Consider the following 23363-nt stretch of genomic DNA (forward strand, 5'->3'; position numbering starts at 1 on the left):
TGGTGTTCTTGAGTCAGTGAGCTGATTGTGCCCAATTCAACTGGCGGCATCGTGCAATTCGGCGCCAGCTCTTGGGGTCATGCTTTCGTCGGGCGCCGGACGGGCGGCGCGCAGCGCCAATTCGGCGCGCAAGGCCGGCAGCCCCTCGCCCGTTCTGGCGCTGAGGAAGATCCGGGGCACCTGCAGGCCATCGACGTTGATCTCGTCGCACAGCTGCAGCGGGTGCCGGTTGGCTTCGATGGCATCGAGCTTGTTGAACACCAGGAGTTGCGGCACGGCGTCCGCCCCGATGTCCTTGAGCACGGCCTGCACTTCGGCCATCTGTTCCGGGTAATGGGGATTGGAAGCATCGACTACATGAAGCAGCAGGTCGGCATCGACCGCTTCCTGCAGCGTGGCCTTGAAGGCATCGATCAGCCCGTGGGGCAGTTCCCGGATGAAGCCGACCGTGTCGGACAGTGACACCTTGCGGCTCGCGTCACCAAGGTAGAGGTGACGCGTGGTGGTGTCCAGCGTAGCGAACAACTGATCGGCCGCATAGGCGCGCGCCTTGACCAACGCATTGAACAGCGAGGATTTCCCGGCGTTCGTGTAGCCGACCAGCGAGATGTTGAAGGTGTCGCGCCGCTCACGCTGTCGACGTTGGGTGCCGCGTTGGCGCTGCACCTTCGAGAGGCGTTCGCGCGTCCGCTTGATGGCCTCGCCGATCATGCGGCGGTCGAGTTCGATCTGCGTCTCGCCCGGACCGCCCCGCGTGCCGATACCGCCCCGTTGGCGTTCAAGGTGAGACCACCGGCGAACGAGCCGGGTACTCAGGTATTGCAGCCTCGCCAGCTCGACCTGCAACTTGCCCTCATGGGAGCGCGCGCGCTGCGCGAAGATCTCGAGGATAAGGAAGGTGCGGTCGTAGACGGCAACGCCGAGCTGCCGCTCGAGATTGCGTTGCTGAGCAGGGCTCAGCGCCTGGTCGAAGATGACCTCGCTGGCTCGGTACAGCTCGGCCAGCTCGCGGATCTCGTCTGCTTTGCCGCTACCGACGAACAGTGCGGCATCGGGCGCCTTGCGCTTGCAAACGAGGCGTGCAACAGGCTCGAGCCCGGCGGTTTGCGCGAGCAGGCCCAGTTCCTCGAGTTCGCTGTCGAAATGGGGCAGCCCGAAGTCCACGCCGACAAGAACGACGGCGCCTTCCTTGCGGGGGATTGGCTCAGACAATCGGAATCAATTGGAAAAAGCGCGGTGGGTGGTCCACCGCGCCTCGTGCCTGCTCAGGCTGCTGCGTCGTCGCTCTCGGTAACCGAGAAGTTGACGGCCCGCCCGGGCACGATGGTGGAGATGGCATGCTTGTAGACCATCTGGGTCACCGTATTGCGAAGCAACACGACGTACTGGTCGAAAGACTCGATCTGACCTTGCAGCTTGATGCCGTTGACCAGGTAGATCGAAACCGGCACGTGCTCTCGGCGCAAAGTGTTCAGAAACGGGTCTTGTAGAAGTTGCCCTTTATTGCTCACGATATTCTCCGTGTTCAAGAGTTGTTGTTGAGCCGGTCACCTTAACACAGCGATTCCGCGCCGCAGCAAAAAAGCTCAAAAGGCCTTCGAAAAAAAGCGTCTCTCTCGCTCGGCACTCAGCCGCTCAGGCGTCCTTGTCCGCGTATGGATTGTGCGAGGTCTTGAGCTCGATCCGCAAGGGTGTGCCGATGAGGTCGAACTCCTTGCGAAAGCGCGCTTCGAGAAAGCGCTTGTAGGCGTCCGTCACATGTTCCAGCGAGTTGCCGTGGATCACGATGACAGGCGGGTTCATGCCGCCCTGATGCGCATATCGCATCTTCGGCCGGAACATGCCCGACTTCTTGGGCGCCTGGAACTGTACGGCTTCAAGCAGCAGTCGCGTCAGCACCGGCGTCGACATCTTGCGCGTCGCAGACTTGTGCGCCTGCACGATCGATTGCCAGAGCGGGCCCAACCCTTGCCGCTTGGCCGCAGAGATGAAATGCAGCGCGGCGAACTTGAGGAACGGCAAGCGGATCTCGATCTGGCGCTGGACCTGCTCTCGCTGATAGCTGTCCACCGCATCCCACTTGTTGATTGCGATGACCACGGCGCGGCCGCTCTCAAGGATGTAGCCCGCAATGTGGGCATCCTGATCGGTGACGCCTTGCGTCGCGTCGAGCAGCAGCAGGACGACATTCGCAGTCTCGATGGCCTGAAGCGTCTTGACGACCGAGAACTTCTCGATGGCCTCGAACACCCGACCCTTGCGACGCAGGCCGGCCGTATCGATGAGTTCGAAGCGCTGCCCGTTGCGCTCGAAAGGCACCATGATCGCATCGCGCGTGGTACCAGGCATGTCGAAGGCGACGAGGCGCTCCTCGCCGAGCCACGTATTGATCAGCGTCGACTTGCCGACGTTGGGCCGACCAGCCACCGCCAGCTTGACCGGCTTGTTGACCTCGTCTTCCTCATCCTCGTCGTCTTCCGGAAGATTCAGTGGCTCGAGCGCAAGCTCGACCAGGCCGCGGATACCCTGCCCGTGCGCCGCGGAGATACCGTACACCTCGCCGAAGCCCAACTCATAGAAGTCCACGAGCTTCGCGCTGTCCTGCATCCCTTCGGCCTTGTTGGCGACGAGCAGGCACGGCTTGCCGAGGCGGCGCAATTCGTTGGCGATGTCATGGTCCTGGGCCGACAGGCCTTCGCGCGCATCGACAACGAAGATGACCACGTCGGCCTCGGCCACTGCCTGCCGGGTCTGCTTGGCCATCTCCTTGAAGATGCCGCTGCCGGCGTCGGGCTCGAAGCCACCCGTGTCGATCACGATGAACTCGTGTTTGCCCAGGCGGCCATTGCCGTAGTGGCGATCGCGCGTGAGCCCCGCGAAATCCGCGACGATGGCGTCGCGCGTTTGGGTCAGGCGATTGAAAAGCGTCGACTTGCCGACGTTGGGACGCCCGACCAGTGCGATGACCGGCTTCATTGAAGGCGCCCTCTCATTGGATTACTCCGGCCGGTAGCCGAACACGCCGCCATTGCGGGTGACGACCACGACCGTATTGCCGGCAATCACCGGCGTTGCCACGATGGGCGAACCGTCCGGCACGATGCGGTTCAGTGCGGTACCGTCATCACGCGAAAGGAAGTGCAGTTGTCCGGTTGCATCGCCGATGATCAGCGAGCGACCCACGGCGAGCGGCGCGGTGAGGACGTGGTACTTGAGCAAGTCCGCCTGCTGCCATGCGCGTTCGCCGTCAGCGCGGCGCCAGGCGATCACGGTGCCGTTGTCCTCGGTGCCGTACACGAAGCGATCGTCACCGCCAACGCCGTCGTTGCCGGCTGCCGGTTTGGTCCAGACGAGTGCACCGCGACCGGCGTCGACGCAACCCACGGAAGCGGAATAGGCTCTCGCGCACACGCTGTCGCCCACACGGCTTGCGCTGCCGGTCAGGTCGACCAGACGCTCGACGTCGTTCGTGCCGCGAGGCGCGGCGATAGGCGCTTCCCAGCGGCTCGTGCCGTTTGCCGGGTTGATGCCGACCAGTCGACCGCCGAGGCCGGCGACCAGGGTGTCGCCCACGGCCAGCAGGACGCCCGGCTTCTTGAGCACGAGGTTCTCCGCATTGCGCTGCTGCGACCACAGGCGACGCCCACTCTGGCCATCCCAAGCGCTCATGGTGCGATCGGCAGTCTGGACAAAGACGCGTCGACCCGCCACCAGCGGCTGCGTGAAGGCCTGGGCACTCAGGCGCTGTTTCCAGAGCACCTTGCCGCCTTGGAGGGTGACCAGTTCGTTGTTGGTGGTGATGACTGCCACCAGCGTGCCGTCGCTGCCGACGCCCGCGACCAGTGGGGCGCCCGCATTCGCACGCCAGACTTCCTGGCCCGCGCGCGAATCGATCACGACGACGGTGCCATCGCTCGAAGCCACTGCGACGTTGTCACCGCTCACGTTGGTCGACAGCGGGAAGTTGACCGCCGGAATACGCACAGTCCAGGCTTGCTTGACGCCCATCACGGCCACGTTGGCCGGCAGTTCGACAGGCTTCGGGCGCGGCGTCCCGGAGCAGGCCGCGAGCGCAGCCATCAGGACCACGGCGGACCCTGTGCGCAGGACGCGCGCCGAGGGCAGATAACGCTTGAGATTCATGGTGTGTTCTTGGCGGGGGATGCGGCACCGGTCTGGGGCGTCAGGCTCTTCGGATCGACGCCGACCGCGTTGAGCTTGATCTCCACGAGACGGCGATATTCCGTACGCGTGTCGAATGCAGACCATGCCTTCTGGTACTCGGCCTTGGCCTCCTCACGCTTGCCCTGCGCGAGATAGATATCACCCTTGCGATCGGCCACAAGCGCTTCGAATTCCTTCGGAACATCGCCCGAAAGCTGCTTGAGCGCTTCGTCGTAGGACTTGGCATCCAGCAGTTCACTGGCAAGCCGCAGCTTCGCGACCATCTTGTAGCCCGGATCGACAGCGTTCTCGGCAACCCACGCGAGTGCCGCGCGGGATGCATCGGCGTTGCCCTTGTCATAGAGCGACCTCGCTGCGAGCAGACCCGCCTGCTGCGCATAGGCGGTGCCGGCGAACTTGGCCTTCATGTCCGCCAGTGCCCGCTCCAGGCGGGCAGTGTCGCCAGCCTGCGCGCTGCGCTCGACTTCGTCATAGAGCGCTGACGCCTGGGCCGCCTTGTTGCGCTGGAAGTACTGCCAACCGTTCCACGCCACGAAGGCGCCGGCCACGAGAAGCACAACCCAGGTGATCAGGGTGCCATAGGTGTTCCAGAAATGCTTGAGCTGGTCGAGCTGTTCCTGTTCTTCGAGATCGAGATGGGTGGCCATGCGCTGTCAGTTGTTGGGAGCCGAGGATTGTAGGGTGGCCGCCCATGCGGCCACATCGGCCAGCGGACGCGCCGTTTGGGCACCGGTGCCGTCGCGCAGCGCCTTCACCGTGACTTCGCCGCGAGAAAGTTCATCCGTCCCGAAGATCAGGGCGTAGCTCGCACCGCTGGCGTCAGCCTTCTTGAACTGGGACTTGAAACTTCCGAGGCCATCGACCGTTGCCGCATGCATCTGCGCACGTACGCCGGCTTCGCGAAGTTGCTGCAGGGTGCGCAGTGCGACGGGCATCGCAGAAGCGTCAGGGACGACAGCGTAGACATCGGGCACCGGAAGCGGAATGGCGGCGCCCTGCTCTTTCATGAGCTCGAGGATCCGCTCGACGCCAATGGCCCAACCCACGGCAGGGGCGGGCTTTCCGCCGATCTGTGCAATCAGATCGTCGTAGCGGCCGCCGGCGCACACCGTGCCTTGCGAGCCCAGCCGATCGGTCACGAACTCGAACACGCTGAGGTTGTAGTAGTCGAGCCCGCGCACCAAGCGAGGATTGATCGTGTAGGCGATACCGTTGGCGTCCAGGATGGCCTTCAGCCCATCGAAGTGCGCGAGCGATTCGGCACCGAGGAAGTCCATCAACCTCGGCGCGGACTCCACGATCTCCTTCATCGCCGGATTCTTCGTATCAAGAATCCGAAGCGGATTGCTGTGCAGGCGGCGCTTTGCGTCTTCGTCGAGTCGGTCCGCGTGTCGCTCGAAATGGGCAATGAGTTGGGCACGGTGCTGCGCGCGCTCGGCCGGCTGGCCCAGGCTGTTCAGTTCGAGGCGAACGTCCGTCAGGCCGATCGCTTTCCACAGCGCGTTGGCCAAGAGGATCAGTTCCGCATCGACATCGGGGCCAGCGAAGCCCAGGGCTTCCGCGCCGATCTGATGGAACTGACGGAAACGCCCGCGCTGCGGCTTCTCACGCCGGAACATCGGACCGATGTACCAGAGGCGCTTGCCACCGTCGTAGAGCATGTTGTGCTCGACCACGGCGCGCACCAGGCCCGCGGTGTTCTCCGGCCGAAGCGTCAGGTGATCGTTGTCGCCGTACTTGTCCGAGCGGTCATGGAAGGAATACATCTCCTTCTCGACGATGTCGGTCACCTCGCCAATGCCCCGCACGAACAGCGCCGTGTGTTCGAGGATGGGGGTGCGGACGTTGCGATAGGCAAAGCGCGCCATCACGTCACGCACGGTGGCCTCAAGCCATTCCCAGCGCGCCGACTCCGGCGGCAATATGTCGTTCATGCCTTTGACGGCATTGAGTTTTTCAGCCATGGATGCAGTGCTCAGACAGCTTGTGCGACATGCTCGCCGCCAAAGCGTTTTTCTACGTAGTTCTCGACCAGTTTGTGGAACTCGCGCGCGATATCGTCGCCGCGCAAAGTGAGTGCCTTTTCGCCGTCGATGAAGACCGGCGCCGCGGGCGCTTCGCCGGTCCCGGGAAGACTGATGCCGATATCGGCATGCTTGCTTTCGCCAGGACCGTTGACGATGCAGCCCATCACAGCGACCTTCATCGTCTCCACGCCCGGATACTTGGTGCGCCAGACCGGCATCTGCATGCGCAGGTAGTCGTCGATCTGCTTGGCAAGCTCCTGGAAGGTCGTGCTGGTGGTGCGGCCGCATCCGGGGCAGGCGGTCACGCTCGGCACGAATACACGCAAGCCGAGCGCCTGCAGGATCTCGTTCGCAATGACGACTTCCTGCGTGCGCGATTCACCCGGCTGCGGCGTGAGCGACACACGAATCGTGTCGCCGATGCCCTCCTGCAGCAGGATCGACAGCGCGGTCGCCGACGCTACCGTGCCCTTGGTGCCCATGCCGGCCTCGGTGAGACCGAGGTGCAAGGCGTAGTCGCAGCGTTTGGCAAGTTCCCGATAGACAGAGATCAGATCCTGCACACCGCTCACCTTGCAGCTCAGGATGATCTGGTCGCCATTCATGCCCATCGACTCGGCGAGCCTTGCGGACTCGATCGCGGACGTGATCAGCGCCTCGTACATCACCTGCTTCGCGTCCCAGGGGTCGGCACGCCGGCTGTTGATGTCCATCAGACTCGCGAGCAGTTCTTGATCGAGGCTGCCCCAGTTCACACCGATGCGGACCGGCTTGTTCCACCGCATTGCCGCGTCGATCATCTGGCCGAACTGGCGGTCGCGCTTGTCGCCCTTGCCCACGTTGCCGGGGTTGATGCGGTACTTGCTCAGCGCTTCGGCACATGCCGGGTATTCGGTGAGCAACCGATGGCCGTTGTAGTGGAAATCGCCGACCAGCGGAACGTCGATGCCCATGCGGTCGAGTTGCTCGCGGATATACGGCACCTGCGCCGCCGCTTCTGGCGTATTGACAGTGATGCGTACCATTTCGGAGCCCGCGATCGCGAGCTCCTTGACCTGGATGGCGGTGCCGATCGCATCGACGGTGTCGGTGTTCGTCATCGACTGCACGCGTACGGGCGCATCGCCGCCGATCGTGACGGTCCGGGGCCCCCAGGTCACGCTGGCCTGGCGGGACCGCCGCGCCTTCGGTGCAGCGGCTTCGATCGGCAGACAACCAAAATTGTTGGCGCTATCGGTCATGATGACTCGCTCAAGGTTTGACTTCGAACCGTGCCACACCCCCAGAGCGCGCGAGCGGAGTAAGGTCGAAGGGCTTGCCACGAACCTGCACCTGCACGCCGGCCGCGCGGCCGACGATCACCGCCAGCGGAAGCGTACCGGTCAGACCGACGGTTTCACCGGCCTTGACAGTGCGATGCAGCAATTGCTTGCCGCCGGGTTCGGTCACGGAAATCCAGGTGTCGTCGCGTGCGACGAAGACGATCAGATCATTGCTGGGAGCAGCCGGAGCGACGACTTCCGGCGCGGGTTCGACGGCGACAGGCTCTGCGGGCGGTGGCGGCGGTTCCGCCGGAACAACAGGCGAAACAGCCCCGGTCACCTTACCCGGCGCCGGGCCCTCAGACTTTGACGAAGCGGTTTGTTCGCTAGAAGCACCGCGCTCCATCAGATGAGAAATCGAATCGCTCACCCGATCGAAAAGCGACTGGGGCAGCCAGAACAACACCGCGGCGCCGATCAGCAACAGGATGACCACGATCACGAGCGGCCGGGATGGCAACGCGCTCGCACCACCGGAGCGCGGCGAAGCAGAACGCAGGCTCTTGCTCATGGTGCGATCGGCCTCTGCCAGCGCGGGGCGCTGGGCGCCGGGCAGCTTGGCGAGCACCGGAGCCGGATCGATTCGAAGCGCACGGCAGACGCTCGCCGCAAGTGCACGGGCGAACACCGGATCGGGCAACGCGTCAATGTCATCGGCCTCCAGGGCCGCGAGCTTCTGCGGAGATACCTTGAGCGCGGCGGCTACCACGTCGATGTGCAGGCCATGCGCCTCTCTCGCTTCGCGCAGCATGTCACCGGCAGTCATGTTCGTGCTGTCGCCACCCACCAAGGGCACCGCAGCCGATGCCCCGAATTCGCTTGCCCGTTCAATCATTGAAATTTCCGCGCTCGAAGGCCAACGCTTCCCGCGACTGGGGGAAGCGACGCTGCAACTGAGCACCCAACTGCGCAACTGCTTCTCGATTGTTGAGTTGGCGTTCGATCTTGATACCGAGCCACAACGTCTCGGGGTTCGCCGATGGGCCGTTGTTGATACGGCGGATGTAGAACTGGGCGCGTGACCATTCTTCGCGCTGCACAAGGATCGAAGCGAGGTTGTAGCCAATCACCGGATTGCCCGCATCGATTTCGTACGCCTGCGTCAGGCTGCGTTCCGCCTCGGCTCGCTGTCCCGCCTTGAGTTGACAGACGCCTTGCGTCATGAGCGTCTTGGCGCGGTCCGTGTAGTTGGGCACGGCCAGCGCTGCGGTGAACTGCTGCTGCGCATCGGCGAATCGATTCTGCTGGCAGAGAAGCCATCCGTAGTTGTGGAGCGCATTGGGCTCGCGCGGATTCAGGGCAAGCGCACGGCGAAAGCTGTCTTCGGCACCCGCGGGATCGTCGAGGCGCATGTAGACAACGCCGCGCAGGATGTAAGCGTCAGGGAACGTCGGATCCGCTGCCAGCGCCTGCTTGATTTCGTCCAATGCGACGGTGGGTTGCCCTTGCTGGAAATAGCCGATGGCGAGCTCCACGCGCAGTTTGGCGCGCTTCCGGGCGTTGGTCTCATCCGACTCGGTCACGATGGCAGAGGCATTGGTACCGCTCGAGGGGATCGGCGCACTACCGTCCTTGGTCGCGCAAGACGCCAGGGTGAACGCCGCAGCAAGCGCGAAAAGCGTTCGCATCGCCGTCTCGTGCGCGGAAGGAAAAGCCTTGCTCATCGGATCATTGCTCCTCGGCAGTGGGTTTGGCGGCCCTTGCCAGGGCCGGATGCAAAACAACGGTTCGCCGTTGCGCCATGCGCTGGGCCGCATGGGTGCGATCCTTGACGTCGCCGGCCAGTTGGCCGCAGGCGGCATCGATGTCGTCGCCGCGCGTCTTTCGCACGGTCGTCACGATCCCCGCTTCGCTCAGGATCTTGGCAAACGCAAGCACCCGGGGCTGGGGCGACCGCACGAGGCCCGACGCGGGGAACGGATTGAAGGGGATCAGGTTGAACTTGCAAGAAACGTCCTGCGAACGCACCAGATCGATCAGTTGGCGCGCATGCTCCGGCTGATCGTTCACACCATCGAGCATGCAATATTCGAACGTGATGAAGTCACGTGGCGCGTGCTCGAGGTACCGCTTGCAAGACTCCAGCAATTCAACGATCGGGTATTTGCGATTCAGCGGCACGAGGTCGCTGCGCAACGGATCATTCGGCGCGTGGAGCGACACCGCGAGCGCGACGGGGCAGTCCACACCCAGCCGGTCCATCATCGGAACGACGCCGGACGTAGAGACCGTCAAGCGACGGCGCGACAGTCCGTAGGCGTTGTCGTCGAGCATGGTGCGCAGCGCTGGCACCAGTGCAGCGTAGTTCTGCAGCGGCTCGCCCATGCCCATCATCACGACGTTCGAGATGACTCGCTCGTCGCGTTTGAGATGCTTGCGGAGGAAATGCTCGGCGAACCACAACTGCGCGACGATCTCGCCGGTCGTGAGGTTGCGGCTGAAGCCTTGGTGGCCAGTGGAACAGAACCGGCAGCCGACAGCGCAGCCGGCTTGCGAGGACACGCACAGGGTCCCGCGATCGTCCTCGGGGATGAACACGGCTTCCACCGCATTCCCGTCGCCGACGTCGAACAACCACTTGATGGTGCCGTCGGCAGATTCATGCTGCGTCACCACAGGCAGCGCCTCGACGCGTGCCGTGGTGGCGAGCTTCTCGCGAAGGGACTTCGCGAGATCGGTCATCTGGGAGAAATCGCTGGCGCCCCTCTGGTGGATCCAGCGAAAAAGCTGCGTCGCGCGGAAACGCTTTTCTCCCAGCCGTTCGCAAAACGCGGCCAATCCCTCCAGATCGAAGTCGAGCAGGTTGGCCGTGGTCATTGCGACGGGGGTCAGGTCCTCAGCGTGCGTAGACGTTGAGGCCAGCGAAGAAGAAGGCGACTTCGACGCGGGCGGTTTCGGGAGCATCCGAGCCGTGCACTGCGTTGGCATCGATGCTGTCGGCAAAGTCGGCGCGGATGGTACCGGCGGCTGCCTTCTTGGGGTCGGTCGCGCCCATCAGGTCGCGGTTCTTGGCGATGGCGTCTTCGCCTTCGAGCACTTGCACGAAGACGGGGCCCGAGATCATGAACTCGACGAGGTCCTTGAAGAAGGGGCGCTCCTTGTGAACGGCGTAGAACTGCTCTGCTTCGGCGCGCGACAGCTGCACCAGCTTGGCAGCCACGATCTTCAGGCCGGCGGCCTCGAAGCGGGAAACGATCTTGCCGATGACGTTCTTGGCGACTGCGTCGGGCTTGATGATGGAGAGGGTGCGTTCGATAGCCATTGAAGTGCTTTCCTGAGTGCTTGGATGTGAATAGGGTTCCATCAGTGCCGCAACGCGGGATTGCGACCCTTGACAAAGCTTTTGATTTTAACCGGCGCGGCGAGGTCGACCCGCAAGAATGCGGGTGAAACATGGCCGCGCGTTGCGGGTATCAGCGACCGCGGCGGCGGCCTCCACCACCACCCTGCCCACCGAAATTGCCGCCGGACGAGCCACCACGGCGGCCTCCCTGGCGTTGATCCTTGCGCTGGCGGGAGAAACTGTCCGCACCGATATAGCCCAGCGACGTCTTCATCGGATCGGGCTGATTGGCGCCTCCCGGCTGGCGGTCCTCACCCTGCCGGTTCCGTCCCTGGCCCTGACCTTGGCCCTGACCCTGACCTTGGCCGCCACGGCCTCGACGCCCCTGCGGCGGCCCTTTGCCACCGCCGCGCTCGGATCGAGCCGACGGCCCGTGCGCCAGAGGATTCGGGATCTGCATCTCGCGCTCGCCCTGGGGGCCATTGCCGTTGCCGTTGCGGTTCCCGCGGCGCTTGCGACCACGGCCGTTTCGCCCGCCGCCGCCCTCCTGCGGCTTGCCTCCAGCGCCAGCGCGCCCGGTCCGCTCGACAGGGGCGCCGGCTGCCTGGAGCAGCGCACGAATGTCGCGGTCGTCAAGCTCCAGCCAAGCGCCGCGCTTAAGGCCTCGCGGAAGCACCATCGCGCCGTAGCGGATGCGGATCAGACGACTCACCGCGTGGCCGACCGACTCGAACAGCCGGCGCACTTCGCGATTGCGTCCCTCGGAAATGGTGACGCGATACCAGCAGTTCGAGCCTTCGCCCCCGCCGTCCTCGATCGTCCCGAACTGCGCCATGCCGTCGTCCAGCTGGACGCCATCGAGCAGGCGCTGCTTTTCTTCGTTGCTGAGCGCGCCGAGCACCCGCACGGCGTATTCGCGCTCCAGACCGAAACGCGGATGCATGAGCCGGTTGGCAAGCTCGCCCGAACTCGTGAAAAGGAGCAAACCTTCGGTATTCAGGTCCAGGCGTCCGACCGACTGCCATTTACCTTGCTGCAGTCTCGGCAGCTTTCGAAAGACGGTCGGACGGTTCTGCGGATCGTCGTGCGTGACGACTTCGCCAATGGGCTTGTGATAGGCGATCACGCGGGCCGGCGGCGGCGCGATACGGAAGCGGATTGGCTTGCCGTTGATCTTGACCTGGTCCCCGTACTGGATACGTTGGCCAATGTGTGCCGGCTCGTTGTTGACGGAGATACGCCCCTGCAGGATGAGCTGCTCCATTTCCAGGCGCGAACCCAGCCCCGCCTGGGCAAGGACCTTGTGCAATTTCGGCGAATCGGCCTCCGGAAGCAACACGCGCTTGAGCGGCGGCACCTCGGGACTTTCCTCGTCCGCGTCGAACTGGCCCGAAATGACGTCGGCGAAACGGATCGGCTCCGGAGGCGGCGCATTGCGCTGTTCGCGCTCAGCGGCGCGGCGGGCGCGATCGAGATCATCTTCGTCCTCGTCCGGCTCCTCTTCGTCTTCATCCTCGTCCGCTTGCGCCATTGAAGGGGCCTCGACGGCCGGCGCGGCTTCGCGTGCGGGTTCGGGCTCGGCTTCGGATTCGGGCGACTCGCTTACTTCAGCCGGCGCCTCAACGGGCACTGCGGCCTCAAGGGACTCTACGGGCTGTGCCGCCGCTTCGGCGTCGCCGGCGGGCTTCCGTCGCCGCGGACGACGCTTGCGGGGCGCCTCTGTCGCAGCGTCTTCTGCCTGCGCGGCCGCGTTGACGTCGGAAGGCCCCTGCGTGACATCCCCGTGCTCTTCTGAAGCGGGATCGGTCGGCAGGGTCGCTGCGGCTTGGGGATCGGTGGAGCTCATGATCGGGTTCCAGAAGTGACAGCGGTGGTGTCGGCCTCTTCGGGCGCGGCGTCTGCATCGACAGGGGTGAATGGGGGCTCGACCGGCGAGACATCCTGCGGGTCGGCAGCGAGAAGAGCAGTGGCGGGATCGATCTCGGCGGTCATCGGCGCATCAGGCTCGGACGCGGCCGCCGTGGGCACTTCCGCGACTGGCTCAGACGATGCGTCGGGGCCGGGCTCGTCACCCGGTTCGTCGATCGGGAGGGCCGACTGGTCGCCACTGGCAGCCTGATCCAGCGCGCTGATCAGTGCTCCTTGCTGTGCGGGTGATTCGATCACCGGCAACTGGTCGAGCGAGGCGAGACCGAGGTCGTCCAGAAACTGTCGGGTCGTCGCATACAGCGCGGGCCGGCCGACCGTCTCGCGGTGGCCGATGACCTCGATCCAGCTGCGGTCCTCGAGCTGCTTGAGGATCTGCGAATTGATGGTGACACCCCGGATGTCTTCCATGTCACCACGGGTGACCGGCTGGCGATACGCGATGATCGCCAGCGTTTCGAGCGCGGCGCGCGTATAGCGCGGCGGCTTCTCGGGGTGCATGCGGTCGAGGTGATCCCGCATTTCTGGCCGGCTCTGGAAACGCCAGCCGCTGCCCACACTCACAAGCTCGAGGCCGCGTTGTGACCAGTCATCCTGCAACTCGTTCAACAGCGACTTGATCGTGTCCGCACCCAGTTCGTCGTCGAAAAGCACGCGCAGTTCGCGCACCGGCAACGGCTGTGTCGAACAGATCAAGGCGGTTTCGAGAATGCGCTTGGCATCCGCCGTATTCATGGTTCGCGTTATCCGGGAAAAGGCGCCACGAGGACGCTTGTTCAGATGGATGGAAGAAGGCGCTGCGGGCACGCGGCACACGCAACGCGAAGCCGACATCAGGTCGCCGGCATGGCCCCTTGGGACCGTCAGGCGCGATTGTAATCCAGCCCCCAGAGAGACATGCCCTCGACGAGGTCGGCCGGCGGCGGCGACTTGAATTCCATGTTTTTGCCCGTCATCGGATGCACGAAGCCCAGCCTGAAAGCGTGCAGTGCCTGCCGTGTCAGCCCTGCCGCTTCGGCGCCTCCATACAGGGTGTCACCAACCAGCGGATGGCCAATCGAGGCCATGTGCACGCGGATCTGATGGGTGCGCCCCGTTTCGAGCGTGCAACGCACCACGCAGCCGAGGTCAATGCTGTCGAGCGCCTCGATCAAGGTCCGTGCTGGCTTGCCAGGGTGGCGCTCCAGATCGACCACCGCCATGCGAAGCCGATTGCGAGGGTCTCGTCCGATCGGGCTGTCGACGTGCCGGGCTTCAGCGCCCTGCCAGGCACGGTGCGCCATCGCGATGTACTGCCGCTTGACTTCACGGGCCGCGATCAGCGCCACCAGCGCATCCATCGCCGCCCTGCTTCGTGCCACCACCATCAGACCGCTTGTATCGCGGTCGAGCCGATGCACGATGCCGGCGCGCGGCAAAAGCGCCGCGCGCGGATCGAGCGCCAGCAATCCATTGAGCAAGGTGCCACTCCAGTTCCCTGGCGCAGGGTGCACCACGAGCCCGGCCGGCTTGTTGATGACTCGCAGATGCTCATCCTCGTGCAGCACCTCGATCGGCATCGCTTCCGGCCGAAAAGCCTGGCTTTGCGGCGTCGGCCGAAGCTCGATGCGCCCCGATTCCCCGGCTTGCACCGTCACCGACGGCTTGGTGACCAGGCGGCCCTGCACCTCCACCATGCCGGCGTCGATGAGTTGCTGGAGATAACTGCGGGAGAACTCCGGGACCAGCGCCGCAAGTGCCCGGTCCAGGCGCTGCGCGTGCTGGGATTCGCCGATCAGGAAGGTGCGGATTTCGCTGGCATCGGACAGCTCGGCCGCCTCGTCGTGCTCGGCCGCGTCCGGGGGGGTGCCCGAGGGGCCGGTCGATATAATTGAGGGCACCTGTTTCACGAAAGCCTTACTTGATGTTTCGCGCCAAATTATCGGTTGTCCCTGGCTGGCTGGCCCTCTGTGCGGCGGCGTGGCTGGTGGCCGGCTGCTCGTCGACCGACGTCGACAAGACCGCGAACTGGAGCCCCAATCGCATCTATTCCGAAGCCAAGGACGAAGTCGATTCCGGCGCCTACGACAAGGCCGTCCCGCTGTACGAAAAGCTCGAAGGCCGCGCTGCCGGCACGCCGCTGGCCCAGCAAGCCCAGGTCGACAAGGCTTATGCGCAGTTCAAGGCGGGGGACAAGCCAGCCGCCATCGCTACGCTCGATCGCTTCATGAAGCTGCATCCCGCGAGCCCGGCGATCGACTATGCGCTCTACCTGAAGGGCGTGATCAACTTCAACGACGATCTCGGGCTTTTTGCGTCCATGACTCGCCAGGATCTTTCCGAGCGGGACCAGAAGGCCGCAAAGGAATCCTTCGAGGCCTTCAAGGAACTGATCACCCGGTTCCCCGATTCGCGCTATACGCCGGACGCCCGGCAGCGCATGAACTACATCGTCAACTCGCTTGCCCAGTATGAAGTGCATGTGGCGCGCTACTACTACGAGCGAGGCGCCTACCTGGCAGCCGTGAATCGCGCCCAGCTCGCGCTCGCCGACTACCGCGAAGTGCCGGCACTCGAAGAAGCGCTGTACATCATGTACGCGTCCTACGACAAGCTCGGCATGACCGAACTCCGCGACGATGCCAAGCGCGTGCTGACACAGAACTACCCGAACAGCACGTACCTGAGCCGCGGCTTCCGTGGCAAGGACGATCCGTGGTGGAAGCTTTGGTAACTAGGCTCACCCCCAGGCTCGCTCACTTCGTGTAGCTCTCGCACCCCCTTTCAGGGGGCAATCCCGGCGGCCCGGCGGAGCCGGTTCCGCGGGATTCCTGGCTTCCTCTGCGCCGATATCTAGTTGCTGGATTCGGTCTTGAGCGCGGTCAACGCAACGTTGAAGCCATCCTCGTCTTCGATGCGTCGCATCGGCGGCAGCGCGGCCAGCAGGCGCCGCCCGTAGCCCATCGCAACGAGTCGGGTGTCGCAGATCACCAGCACGCCTGTATCCGTTTCGCGCCGGATCAGCCGGCCGGCGCCCTGCTTGAGTGCTACTGCGGCCTCAGGCAGCGAGTAGTCGCTGAACGCACTCCGGCCTTGCAACTCGAGACGCTGGGAGCGTGCCTCCACCAGCGGATCATTGGGTGGCGGAAACGGCAGCTTGTCGATCACCACCAGTTGCAGGGCGTCACCGGGCGCGTCGAAGCCTTCCCAGAACGACGCCGATGCGACCAGCACACAGCCGGCGCGCCCTTGCGCCGCTCCCTCGCGAAATCGATCCATCAGCGTGCGCTTGGGCAACTCGCCCTGCACCAGCACCTCGGGGCGATCTCCGGCATCCAGCATCTCGAAGTCCTGTCGAATCGCGTCGCCGACTGTCCGTAGGGCGCGCAGGGTCGTTGTCAGAACCAGGGTGCGGCCGCCCAATTGGCGTGCGCCGTGTGCGGCGAGCTTTGCCACGTGATGTCCGTGCGATGGATCGTTGGGCTTGGGAAACCGGCGTGGAACGTAGAGCGCTGCCTGTCGCCCGTAATCGAACGGACTCTTGACGCGCAGCACTTCCGCATCGTCGAGTCCGCAGGGTTCGGTAAACCACTTCAGCGCCGGGTCATCGCCTAGCGTTGCCGAGGTAAAGACCCACGCCCGGCCGTCGTCATCGGCTTTGTCCGGGTCCGATTTGAGAACGCGCGTGCGGACCGCCTCGGCAATGTCAAGCGGTGACTCGACCAGCCGCAGATGCGAGCCTACGTCCACCCAGCGGACTGATCCGGACGGACAGGCCTCGGCGAACCGGGACGCGCGTTCGGAAAGCTGCAGGGCACGCTCATGAAGTCGGACGAAATCCGGCGACAGTTCACTCACCGTGTCGAGACCGCGCCCTGCTTCGGCGAACGCCCGCCCCAACGCTTCCAAGGCCTCCTGCCACGTCTGAGCAGGAACCCCCTCTGGCGAACCACCCGACCAGCGCAGTTTGGCGCCAGGGTATTGCTTCCCGACTGACAGCCGCAATTCCCGCGCAGCGCGTTCGATCCCGGCGACCAGTTGCTGCCAGTCGACCAAACCTCGCGCATGCTGAAGTCCGGCCGCCAGGAGGTCGCGCGCGAAATCCAGTGCCTGCCCACTACCAAGTTGGACGCCCAAGAACTGGACGCCGGTTTCGTTCAACTGGTGCGCTTCGTCGAAGACCACGACCCGCACCGTCGGGAGCAATTCGGCCATGCCCGACTCGCGCACGGCAAGGTCGGCAAAGAACAGATGGTGGTTGATGACCACGACGTCGGCCGCCATCGCCTCACGCCGGGCGAGGTTGACATGGCAGGGTTTGAACTGTGGGCACTGCGCGCCGAGGCAGTTCTCCCGTGTCGAAGTCACGAGCGGGATCACCGGTGAGCGCTCGTCAAGGCCCGGCAGCTCCGCAAGATCGCCGGTGCGCGTGGTCCTGGCCCATTGTTCGATCTTTGCCAGCGTGCGCAGCGAGGCGCGCTCCGGAGATGCGTCGTGGCGTGCCTGATCGAGACGATGCAGGCACAAGTAGCTGGCCCGCCCCTTGAGCAAGGCGGTCCGGACCGGCAACCCGAGCGCACCGACAAGCCGTGGCAGGTCGCGGCCGAAGAGCTGGTCCTGCAGCGTCTTTGTCGCGGTCGACAACAGCACGCGCTCGCCGCTCAGCAGCGCGGGCACCAGATAGGAGAAGGTCTTCCCCACGCCAGTGCCTGCTTCGACGACAAGCACCCCTCCGTCCGCGATGGTGCGTGCGACGGCGACAGCCATTTGCGTTTGCCCCTCACGCTCGCGGAACTGTTCCGCGGCCTGCGACAGCACTCCATCCTGCGCAAACGCCTCGCGCACTTCCTGCTCGAGGGACATCACGCGGGCTCTTGGGGGTCGAGGAGGCGTTCGAGACGCGAGATCTCGTCGCGCAACGCAAGGCGCCTCTTTTTCAGGCGGCGCAGCAGAAGTTCATCGCGCGACACTGCGTCTGCCAGACGGTCGATCGAGGCGTCGAGATCGGCATGTTCGATCCGCAGCTCGATCAGCTGGCGGGAAAGGGAATGAAGATTGGAGTCCAACGGGCGCAATTCACGAACGGCACGGGTAGCGGGGCTTTCCCCTACCTATGTTCACTCGATAATACGTCTTCATTTCGCTGCCACAAAAACCATGAGAGACCGCGCCACTGGCGCTCCGGCGCCTGCATGACACGAAGCTTTCGACTCGCTGCCGCTACCGGCCTCCACCAGGGGGATCGCCCCTACCAGCAGGACCAGGTCATGATCGCCTCCCATCCACGCGTGCCGGGCTGCGTGCTCGGCATCGTCGCAGACGGAATGGGTGGCCGCAGTGGCGGACGCAAGGCGTCCGACCAGGTGCTCATGACGGCGCGCCAGCTCTTCGCCCGCTACAAGCCGGGCCGAGATGAGCCGGTGGGCATCCTCCGGCAGATGCTCGAGGACGCGCATACGGTGATCAAGCTGACCGCCGTGTCCAGCGAACAAGAACCCCACAGCACGCTCGCCGCCTTCCTGCTCAATCCGGAAGGCGATTGCGCATGGGTGCACGCCGGCGATTCACGCATCTACCATTTCCATCGGGGCCGCCTCGTCAAGCGCACCAAGGACCATTCCTACGTCCAGGTCCTGGTGGATCGTGGCGAGATCGACGAAGAGGAAGCCAGCCTCCACCCTCAAAGCAACATCCTGCTTGGCTGTCTCGGCATGAAGTCGACTCCGCCGCCAGTGGATGTCCATCTGATCCCGAAGCTCCAACCCGGCGACGTACTCATGGCCTGCAGCGACGGCCTGTGGCACTACTTCACGCCAGAGGAAATGGGCTCTTTGCTGGCTGATCAACCGCCTCGCTCCGCCGTGGAATTGCTGGTCGCCGAAGCGCGCCGACGCGCGCGCGGGACCGGCGACAACATCTCGATCGCGGTACTCAAGGTCGAGGATCTACCGCCCGCCGAATAGGCTGCGGCTGAGCCGTCCGGGCGTCAGGGGCTCTTGGGCACCGCGGGTGCCGGGGTGGCCGCTCCGGGATCCGGCAGCGGCGCCGATCGCGGCTTGTCCCGCTCCTTGTTCTTTCGCTCCACGTCGGCGCGATGCTCTGCCGCCTTCTTCTGCTTCTCGTCGTATTCGGCGCGCATCGCCGGTGCCTGGGCCTTTCGCTTCGCGGCGTCCGCCTGCTGTTCGGCATGGTCGCGCTGCTTGTTCTCGAATTGCTTGCGGTTTTCAGCCTCTTGAGAGGTGGCTTGCTCACGGCTGGCCGCATGGTCGGTCGCGCGCTGTTCGCGGTCTTGCTGCGACTTCAACGACTGCTCTCGCTGAGCCTCGGCCTCTTTCGACTTTTGTGCAGCGTTCTGCTGCTCGAGCTTTTCAAGCTCGGCTGCCCCTCGGCTCTTGCGCTCGTAATCGTTGATGGCGGCCTGCTGACGCTTGACGTCATCGGTGGCCGCGCGGCGACGGCGGCGGCTGTCCTGGAGACACCCCTCCACCGCGAACTTCTGGTAGCAAGCCTTTTGCTCGGCCACATACCGCGCGTCGATGGCCTTCTGCTCGTCCGCGAGCCGTGCACGTTCGGCATCAAGATCTGCGCCAGCGGTCGTGGCCACCGTTTGTGCCCAGAGCGGCAGGGCGAACAGCCCGAAAAGGACGGTGGCGAACTTGGCTTTCATGTCAGGCGGGTATCGACGACGCGGCGTTCCAACGAAAGGAACTCGGTCGATTGCATCTCGTTGAGTCTCGAAACGGTGCGGGGAAATTCGTGGGCCAGAGGCCCTTCGGTATACAACTGTTCAGGCGGCACTTCGGCCGACATGATCAGCTTCACGCGCCGATCGTAGAACACGTCCACCAGCCAGGTGAATCGTCGGGCTTCCGACGCCATACGGACCGGCATGTGCGGGACGTCGGACAACAAGACCGTATGGAACTGCGTCGCGATCTCCAGATAGTCGTTCTGCGAACGCGGACCGCCGCACAGCGTCTTGAAATCGAACCAGACCACGCCACCGGCCTTGCGAAGCGCGCGGATCTCCCGCGCCTCGATGTGCAGCACCGGATTCTCGTCCGCGGATTCCGCGAGCCGCTCGAATGCCTCGCGCATCTCCTTGTCGGCCTCGGCGCCATTGGGCGTGAGGTAGAGCCGCACCTGTTCCAGCGTCCGGCGCCGATAGTCGGTGCCGTTGTCGACGTTGATGACCTCGAGGTTGTCGTTCAGCAGTTTGATCGCCGGAAGAATGCGATCACGATGCAGCCCGCCCGGATACAGGTCATCGGGCTTGAAATTGGAGGTTGTGACGAACCCGACGCCGTTGTCGAACAGCGCCACCAGGAGGCGGTGCAGGATCATCGCGTCCGTGATGTCCGCGACGTGGAATTCGTCGAAACAGATGAGCTTGTAGCGCTTGGCGATCCGCCGCCCCAGTTCATCCAGCGGATTGACCGTGCCCTGAAGTTCGGCCAGTTCGCGATGCACCTCGCGCATGAACTCGTGGAAGTGCAGCCGCGTCTTCCGCCGGAGCGGGACTGCGTTGTAGAAGCAGTCCATGATGAAGCTCTTGCCGCGCCCCACCCCGCCGTACATGTAGACCCCGCGCGGGATGTCCGGCCGGTTGATCAGCTTCTTGAAGGCATTGGAGCGCTGCGCCTTGTACTCGGCCCATTCGCGGGCGCAGCGATCGAGCGCTTCGACGGCACGAAGCTGCGCGGGGTCGCTTTTGAAACCCCGCGCAGTCAGTTCCGCTTCGTAAGCCTGAAGAACGTTCAAGGCTTCAGAAGTTCAGCGTGCGCTTGTCGACGGCAAGCGCCGCTTCCTTCGTCGCCTCGGACAGCGAAGGATGCGCGTGGCAGATGCGCGCGATGTCTTCGGCGCTGGCCTTGAATTCCATCGCGACGACGGCTTCGGAGATCAGCTCGCTGACCATCGGGCCCACCATGTGCACGCCGAGGATCTCGTCCGTGGCCGCATCGGCCAGGAACTTGACCATGCCGGTCGTGTCGCCCAGTGCGCGTGCGCGGCCGTTCGCGAGGAACGGGAAGGTGCCCGCCTTGTACGCACGGCCGCTGGCCTTGAGCTGCTGCTCGGTCTGGCCGACCCACGCGATCTCAGGCGAGGTGTAGATCACCCACGGGATCGTGTTGAAGTTGACGTGACCATGCTGGCCGGCAATGCGCTCGGCCACGGCAACGCCCTCTTCTTCCGCCTTGTGCGCAAGCATCGGGCCGCGCACCACGTCGCCGATCGCCCAGACGTTCGGCAGGCTGGTCTTGCACTCGTCGTCCACCACGATCGCGCCGCGCTCGTCGAGCTGCAGGCCGACCGCCTCGGGGTTCAGGCCGATGGTGTTGGGGATGCGGCCGATCGAGACGATCAGCTTGTCCACGTCGAGCTTCTGCGCCTCGCCCTTCGAGTCGGTGTAGGCGATGCTCACACCGTTCTTGCCCGACTTGACTTCGCCGACGTTCACGCCGAGGTTGATCTTCAGGCCTTGCTTGTCGAAAGCCTTCTTGGCTTCCTTGGCGATCTGCTCGTCGACGGCGCCGAGGAAGGTCGGCAGTGCTTCGAGCACCGTGACTTCCGAGCCGAGACGACGCCACACCGAGCCCATTTCGAGGCCGATCACGCCGGAGCCGATCAGCGCGAGCTTCTTCGGCACCGCGCCGACGCGCAGCGCGCCGTCGTTCGAGAGGATGTTCTCCTCGTCGAACGGAGCGCCCGGCAGCGGGCGTGCGTTCGAGCCGGTCGCGACGATGATGTGCTTGCCGGTGATGCTCTCTTCGGTAGCGCCCGCGACCTTGATCTCGTAGCCGGCTTCAGAAGTCTTCACGAACGAACCGCGACCGTGGAAGAACGCAACCTTGTTCTTCTTGAACAGGTAGACGATGCCGTCGTTGTTCTGCTTCACGACGTTGTCCTTGCGCGCCAGCATCTTGGCCACGTCGATATCGAGGCCTTCGACCTTGATACCGTGGTCCGCGAAAGCGTGGCCCGCGTGCTCGTAGTGCTCCGACGACTGCAGCAGCGCCTTCGAGGGAATGCAGCCGATGTTGGTGCAGGTGCCGCCCAGGGCGGGGCCGCCCTTGGCGTTCTTCCACTCGTCGATGCAGGCCACGTTGAAGCCGAGCTGCGCCGCGCGAATCGCAGCCACGTAGCCGCCAGGACCGCCGCCGATGACGACGACGTCGAATTGTTTGCTCATTGAATGTTCCGTTTCAGTTTTTCAGGCCCGCCGATCTTTGATGCTCTGTTCGCGAAACACCGCGGAACCGGCTTTGCCGGGCCGCTGGTGTTGCCCCCGGTAGGGGGTTGGCGAAGCGACACGAAGTGCGCGCAGCCTGGGGGCGAGCTCAAATGTCGAACAGCAGGCGCGCGGGGTCTTCCAGCGCTTCCTTCATGGCAACCAGGCCCAGCACGGCTTCGCGGCCGTCGATGATCCGGTGGTCGTAGCTCATCGCCAGGTAGTTCATCGGACGAACGACGATCTGGCCGTTTTCGACGACAGCGCGGTCCTTGGTCGCATGCACGCCGAGGATGGCCGACTGGGGCGGGTTGATGATCGGGGTCGACAGCATCGAACCGAACACGCCGCCATTCGAGATCGAGAACGTGCCGCCGGTCATCTCTTCGATGCCCAGCTTGCCGTCGCGCGCCTTGGCGCCGTATTCGGCGATCTTCTTCTCGATGTCGGCGAAGCTCATCTGGTCTGCGTTGCGCAGGATCGGCACCACGAGGCCGCGCGGCGAGCCGACGGCGATACCGATGTCGAAGTAGCCGTGGTAGACGATGTCATTGCCGTCCACCGAAGCGTTGAGCACCGGGTACTTCTTGAGGGCGTGCACCGCAGCCTTCACGAAGAAGCTCATGAAGCCGATCTTGACGCCGTGTTCCTTTTCGAACTTCTCCTGGAAGCGCTTGCGCATTTCCATGACCGGAGCCATGTTGACTTCGTTGAAGGTCGTGAGGATCGCGTTGGTCGATTGCGATTGCAGCAGGCGCTCGGCGATACGGGCGCGCAGGCGGCTCATCGGCACGCGCTCTTCCGGACGGTCGCCGAGGTCGGGCGCGGTAGCGGGCGCAGCGACTTGCGGCAGTGCGGTCTTCGGTGCACCGGTCGGGATCGCGACGGGCGCGGCGACCTTGGCGGTCGCACCGCCGGCCACGGCGCTCAGCACGTCGCCCTTGGTGACGCGGCCGTCCTTGCCGGTGCCGGTCACGTCGGAGGTAGCGAGCTTGTTGTCCGCGAGCAGCTTGGCGGCTGCAGGCATCGCGACGTCGGACTTCGACGTGCCGCCAGCTGCAGCAGCCGCTGCGGGAGCGGCGGCCGGTGCTGCGGCCGGTGCCGCAGCAGCAGGCGCAGCCGCGCCGGCCTTGCCTTCGGTGTCGATCTTGGCGATGAGCTGGTCTGCCACCACGGTCGCGCCGTCGCCGGCAACGATTTCGGCGAGCACGCCAGCGGCAGGCGCCGGCACTTCGAGCACGACCTTGTCGGTTTCGATCTCGATCAGGATTTCATCGACGGCGACCGCTTCACCGGCCTTCTTCTTCCACTGGAGCATGGTGGCTTCGGCCACGGACTCGGACAACTGGGGGACTTTGACTTCAACGATGGACATTTGTGATTCCGCTTCGTGTTTCTTGTGAGGTGAT

The 23363-nt window shown here is 64.4% G+C and carries 22 protein-coding genes; 2 read left to right on the forward strand and 20 right to left on the reverse strand.

Annotated elements, in window-relative coordinates; all coding sequences use genetic code 11:
• Nucleotides 1-36: 36 nt before the first annotated feature.
• The 14 genes from hflX to FHW64_RS05840 all read right to left on the reverse strand — a co-directional run bounded on the left by hflX (nt 37) and on the right by FHW64_RS05840 (nt 14623).
• A complete protein-coding gene (gene hflX / locus FHW64_RS05775; protein WP_184523877.1) occupies nt 37-1212 on the reverse strand; it encodes a GTPase HflX in 1176 nt (391 codons plus the stop codon).
• A 53-nt stretch (nt 1213-1265) separates the two neighbouring features.
• Nucleotides 1266-1511, reverse strand: a complete 246-nt coding sequence (gene hfq, locus FHW64_RS05780; protein WP_093161960.1) for an RNA chaperone Hfq — start codon at nt 1509-1511, stop codon at nt 1266-1268.
• 124 nt (nt 1512-1635) lie between these two features.
• Nucleotides 1636-2976 (reverse strand): ribosome biogenesis GTPase Der, encoded by a 1341-nt coding sequence (gene der, locus FHW64_RS05785; RefSeq protein ID WP_184523879.1) that lies wholly within the window; start codon nt 2974-2976, stop codon nt 1636-1638.
• A 21-nt stretch (nt 2977-2997) separates the two neighbouring features.
• The gene (gene bamB / locus FHW64_RS05790) at nt 2998-4143 is read right to left on the reverse strand and encodes an outer membrane protein assembly factor BamB (protein ID WP_184523881.1); all 1146 of its coding nucleotides are present in this window, start codon (nt 4141-4143) and stop codon (nt 2998-3000) included.
• On the reverse strand, nt 4140-4832 hold the full coding sequence (locus FHW64_RS05795; RefSeq protein WP_184523883.1) for a tetratricopeptide repeat protein: 693 nt from the start codon (nt 4830-4832) through the stop codon (nt 4140-4142). The genes bamB and FHW64_RS05795 overlap by 4 nt, the downstream gene beginning before the upstream one ends.
• A gap of 6 nt (nt 4833-4838) precedes the next feature.
• The gene (hisS, locus tag FHW64_RS05800) at nt 4839-6149 is read right to left on the reverse strand and encodes a histidine--tRNA ligase (protein ID WP_184523885.1); all 1311 of its coding nucleotides are present in this window, start codon (nt 6147-6149) and stop codon (nt 4839-4841) included.
• An 11-nt stretch (nt 6150-6160) separates the two neighbouring features.
• The gene (gene ispG, locus FHW64_RS05805) at nt 6161-7453 is read right to left on the reverse strand and encodes a flavodoxin-dependent (E)-4-hydroxy-3-methylbut-2-enyl-diphosphate synthase (RefSeq protein WP_184523887.1); all 1293 of its coding nucleotides are present in this window, start codon (nt 7451-7453) and stop codon (nt 6161-6163) included.
• A gap of 10 nt (nt 7454-7463) precedes the next feature.
• Entirely contained in the window at nt 7464-8285 is an 822-nt protein-coding gene (locus tag FHW64_RS05810; RefSeq protein ID WP_260303656.1) for a helix-turn-helix domain-containing protein, read from the reverse strand.
• A gap of 76 nt (nt 8286-8361) precedes the next feature.
• On the reverse strand, nt 8362-9198 hold the full coding sequence (pilW, locus tag FHW64_RS05815) for a type IV pilus biogenesis/stability protein PilW (protein WP_184523891.1): 837 nt from the start codon (nt 9196-9198) through the stop codon (nt 8362-8364).
• A gap of 4 nt (nt 9199-9202) precedes the next feature.
• The gene (gene rlmN, locus FHW64_RS05820) at nt 9203-10351 is read right to left on the reverse strand and encodes a 23S rRNA (adenine(2503)-C(2))-methyltransferase RlmN (protein ID WP_184523893.1); all 1149 of its coding nucleotides are present in this window, start codon (nt 10349-10351) and stop codon (nt 9203-9205) included.
• Nucleotides 10352-10370: 19 nt separating this feature from the next.
• Nucleotides 10371-10796, reverse strand: coding sequence for a nucleoside-diphosphate kinase (gene ndk, locus FHW64_RS05825; RefSeq protein ID WP_088957416.1), 426 nt, complete (start codon nt 10794-10796; stop codon nt 10371-10373).
• Between the two features lie 151 nt (nt 10797-10947).
• Nucleotides 10948-12663, reverse strand: a complete 1716-nt coding sequence (locus FHW64_RS05830) for a pseudouridine synthase (RefSeq protein ID WP_184523895.1) — start codon at nt 12661-12663, stop codon at nt 10948-10950.
• Nucleotides 12660-13478: an SMC-Scp complex subunit ScpB gene (gene scpB / locus FHW64_RS05835; protein WP_184523897.1), complete on the reverse strand. Its 819-nt coding sequence runs from the start codon at nt 13476-13478 to the stop codon at nt 12660-12662. The genes FHW64_RS05830 and scpB overlap by 4 nt, the downstream gene beginning before the upstream one ends.
• A 128-nt stretch (nt 13479-13606) precedes the next feature.
• Entirely contained in the window at nt 13607-14623 is a 1017-nt protein-coding gene (locus FHW64_RS05840) for an RluA family pseudouridine synthase (protein WP_311733264.1), read from the reverse strand.
• A gap of 23 nt (nt 14624-14646) precedes the next feature.
• On the opposite strand from FHW64_RS05840, the gene FHW64_RS05845 reads away from it, so the two are divergent.
• Nucleotides 14647-15456 carry an outer membrane protein assembly factor BamD gene (locus tag FHW64_RS05845; protein ID WP_184524303.1) on the forward strand — a complete coding sequence of 270 codons (810 nt, stop codon included), beginning with the start codon at nt 14647-14649 and terminating at the stop codon, nt 15454-15456.
• Nucleotides 15457-15575: 119 nt separating this feature from the next.
• Here FHW64_RS05845 and FHW64_RS05850 read toward each other — a convergent pair whose 3' ends face one another.
• Together FHW64_RS05850 and FHW64_RS05855 are read right to left on the reverse strand one after the other, a co-directional pair.
• The gene (locus FHW64_RS05850) at nt 15576-17585 is read right to left on the reverse strand and encodes an ATP-dependent DNA helicase (protein WP_184523898.1); all 2010 of its coding nucleotides are present in this window, start codon (nt 17583-17585) and stop codon (nt 15576-15578) included.
• Nucleotides 17585-17788 (reverse strand): DUF465 domain-containing protein, encoded by a 204-nt coding sequence (locus FHW64_RS05855; RefSeq protein WP_184523900.1) that lies wholly within the window; start codon nt 17786-17788, stop codon nt 17585-17587. Before FHW64_RS05855 ends, FHW64_RS05850 begins: the two co-directional genes overlap by 1 nt.
• Nucleotides 17789-17914: 126 nt before the next feature.
• On the opposite strand from FHW64_RS05855, the gene FHW64_RS05860 reads away from it, so the two are divergent.
• Nucleotides 17915-18685 (forward strand): PP2C family serine/threonine-protein phosphatase, encoded by a 771-nt coding sequence (locus FHW64_RS05860; RefSeq protein ID WP_184523902.1) that lies wholly within the window; start codon nt 17915-17917, stop codon nt 18683-18685.
• Nucleotides 18686-18708: 23 nt separating this feature from the next.
• Here FHW64_RS05860 and FHW64_RS05865 read toward each other — a convergent pair whose 3' ends face one another.
• From FHW64_RS05865 to odhB, 4 genes are all read right to left on the reverse strand, one after another.
• Nucleotides 18709-19389 (reverse strand): hypothetical protein, encoded by a 681-nt coding sequence (locus FHW64_RS05865; protein ID WP_184523904.1) that lies wholly within the window; start codon nt 19387-19389, stop codon nt 18709-18711.
• Complete coding sequence (gene zapE / locus FHW64_RS05870) at nt 19386-20483, reverse strand: cell division protein ZapE (protein ID WP_184523906.1); 1098 nt, start codon at nt 20481-20483, stop codon at nt 19386-19388. Before zapE ends, FHW64_RS05865 begins: the two co-directional genes overlap by 4 nt.
• A 4-nt stretch (nt 20484-20487) precedes the next feature.
• Complete coding sequence (gene lpdA, locus FHW64_RS05875) at nt 20488-21915, reverse strand: dihydrolipoyl dehydrogenase (protein WP_184523908.1); 1428 nt, start codon at nt 21913-21915, stop codon at nt 20488-20490.
• Nucleotides 21916-22063: 148 nt separating this feature from the next.
• Nucleotides 22064-23329 (reverse strand): 2-oxoglutarate dehydrogenase complex dihydrolipoyllysine-residue succinyltransferase, encoded by a 1266-nt coding sequence (gene odhB / locus FHW64_RS05880; protein WP_184523909.1) that lies wholly within the window; start codon nt 23327-23329, stop codon nt 22064-22066.
• Nucleotides 23330-23363 lie beyond the last annotated feature (34 nt).

The sequence above is a fragment of the Variovorax sp. Sphag1AA genome (assembly GCF_014192575.1).
In the GTDB taxonomy this organism is placed as follows: Bacteria; Pseudomonadota; Gammaproteobacteria; order Burkholderiales; family Burkholderiaceae_C; genus Variovorax.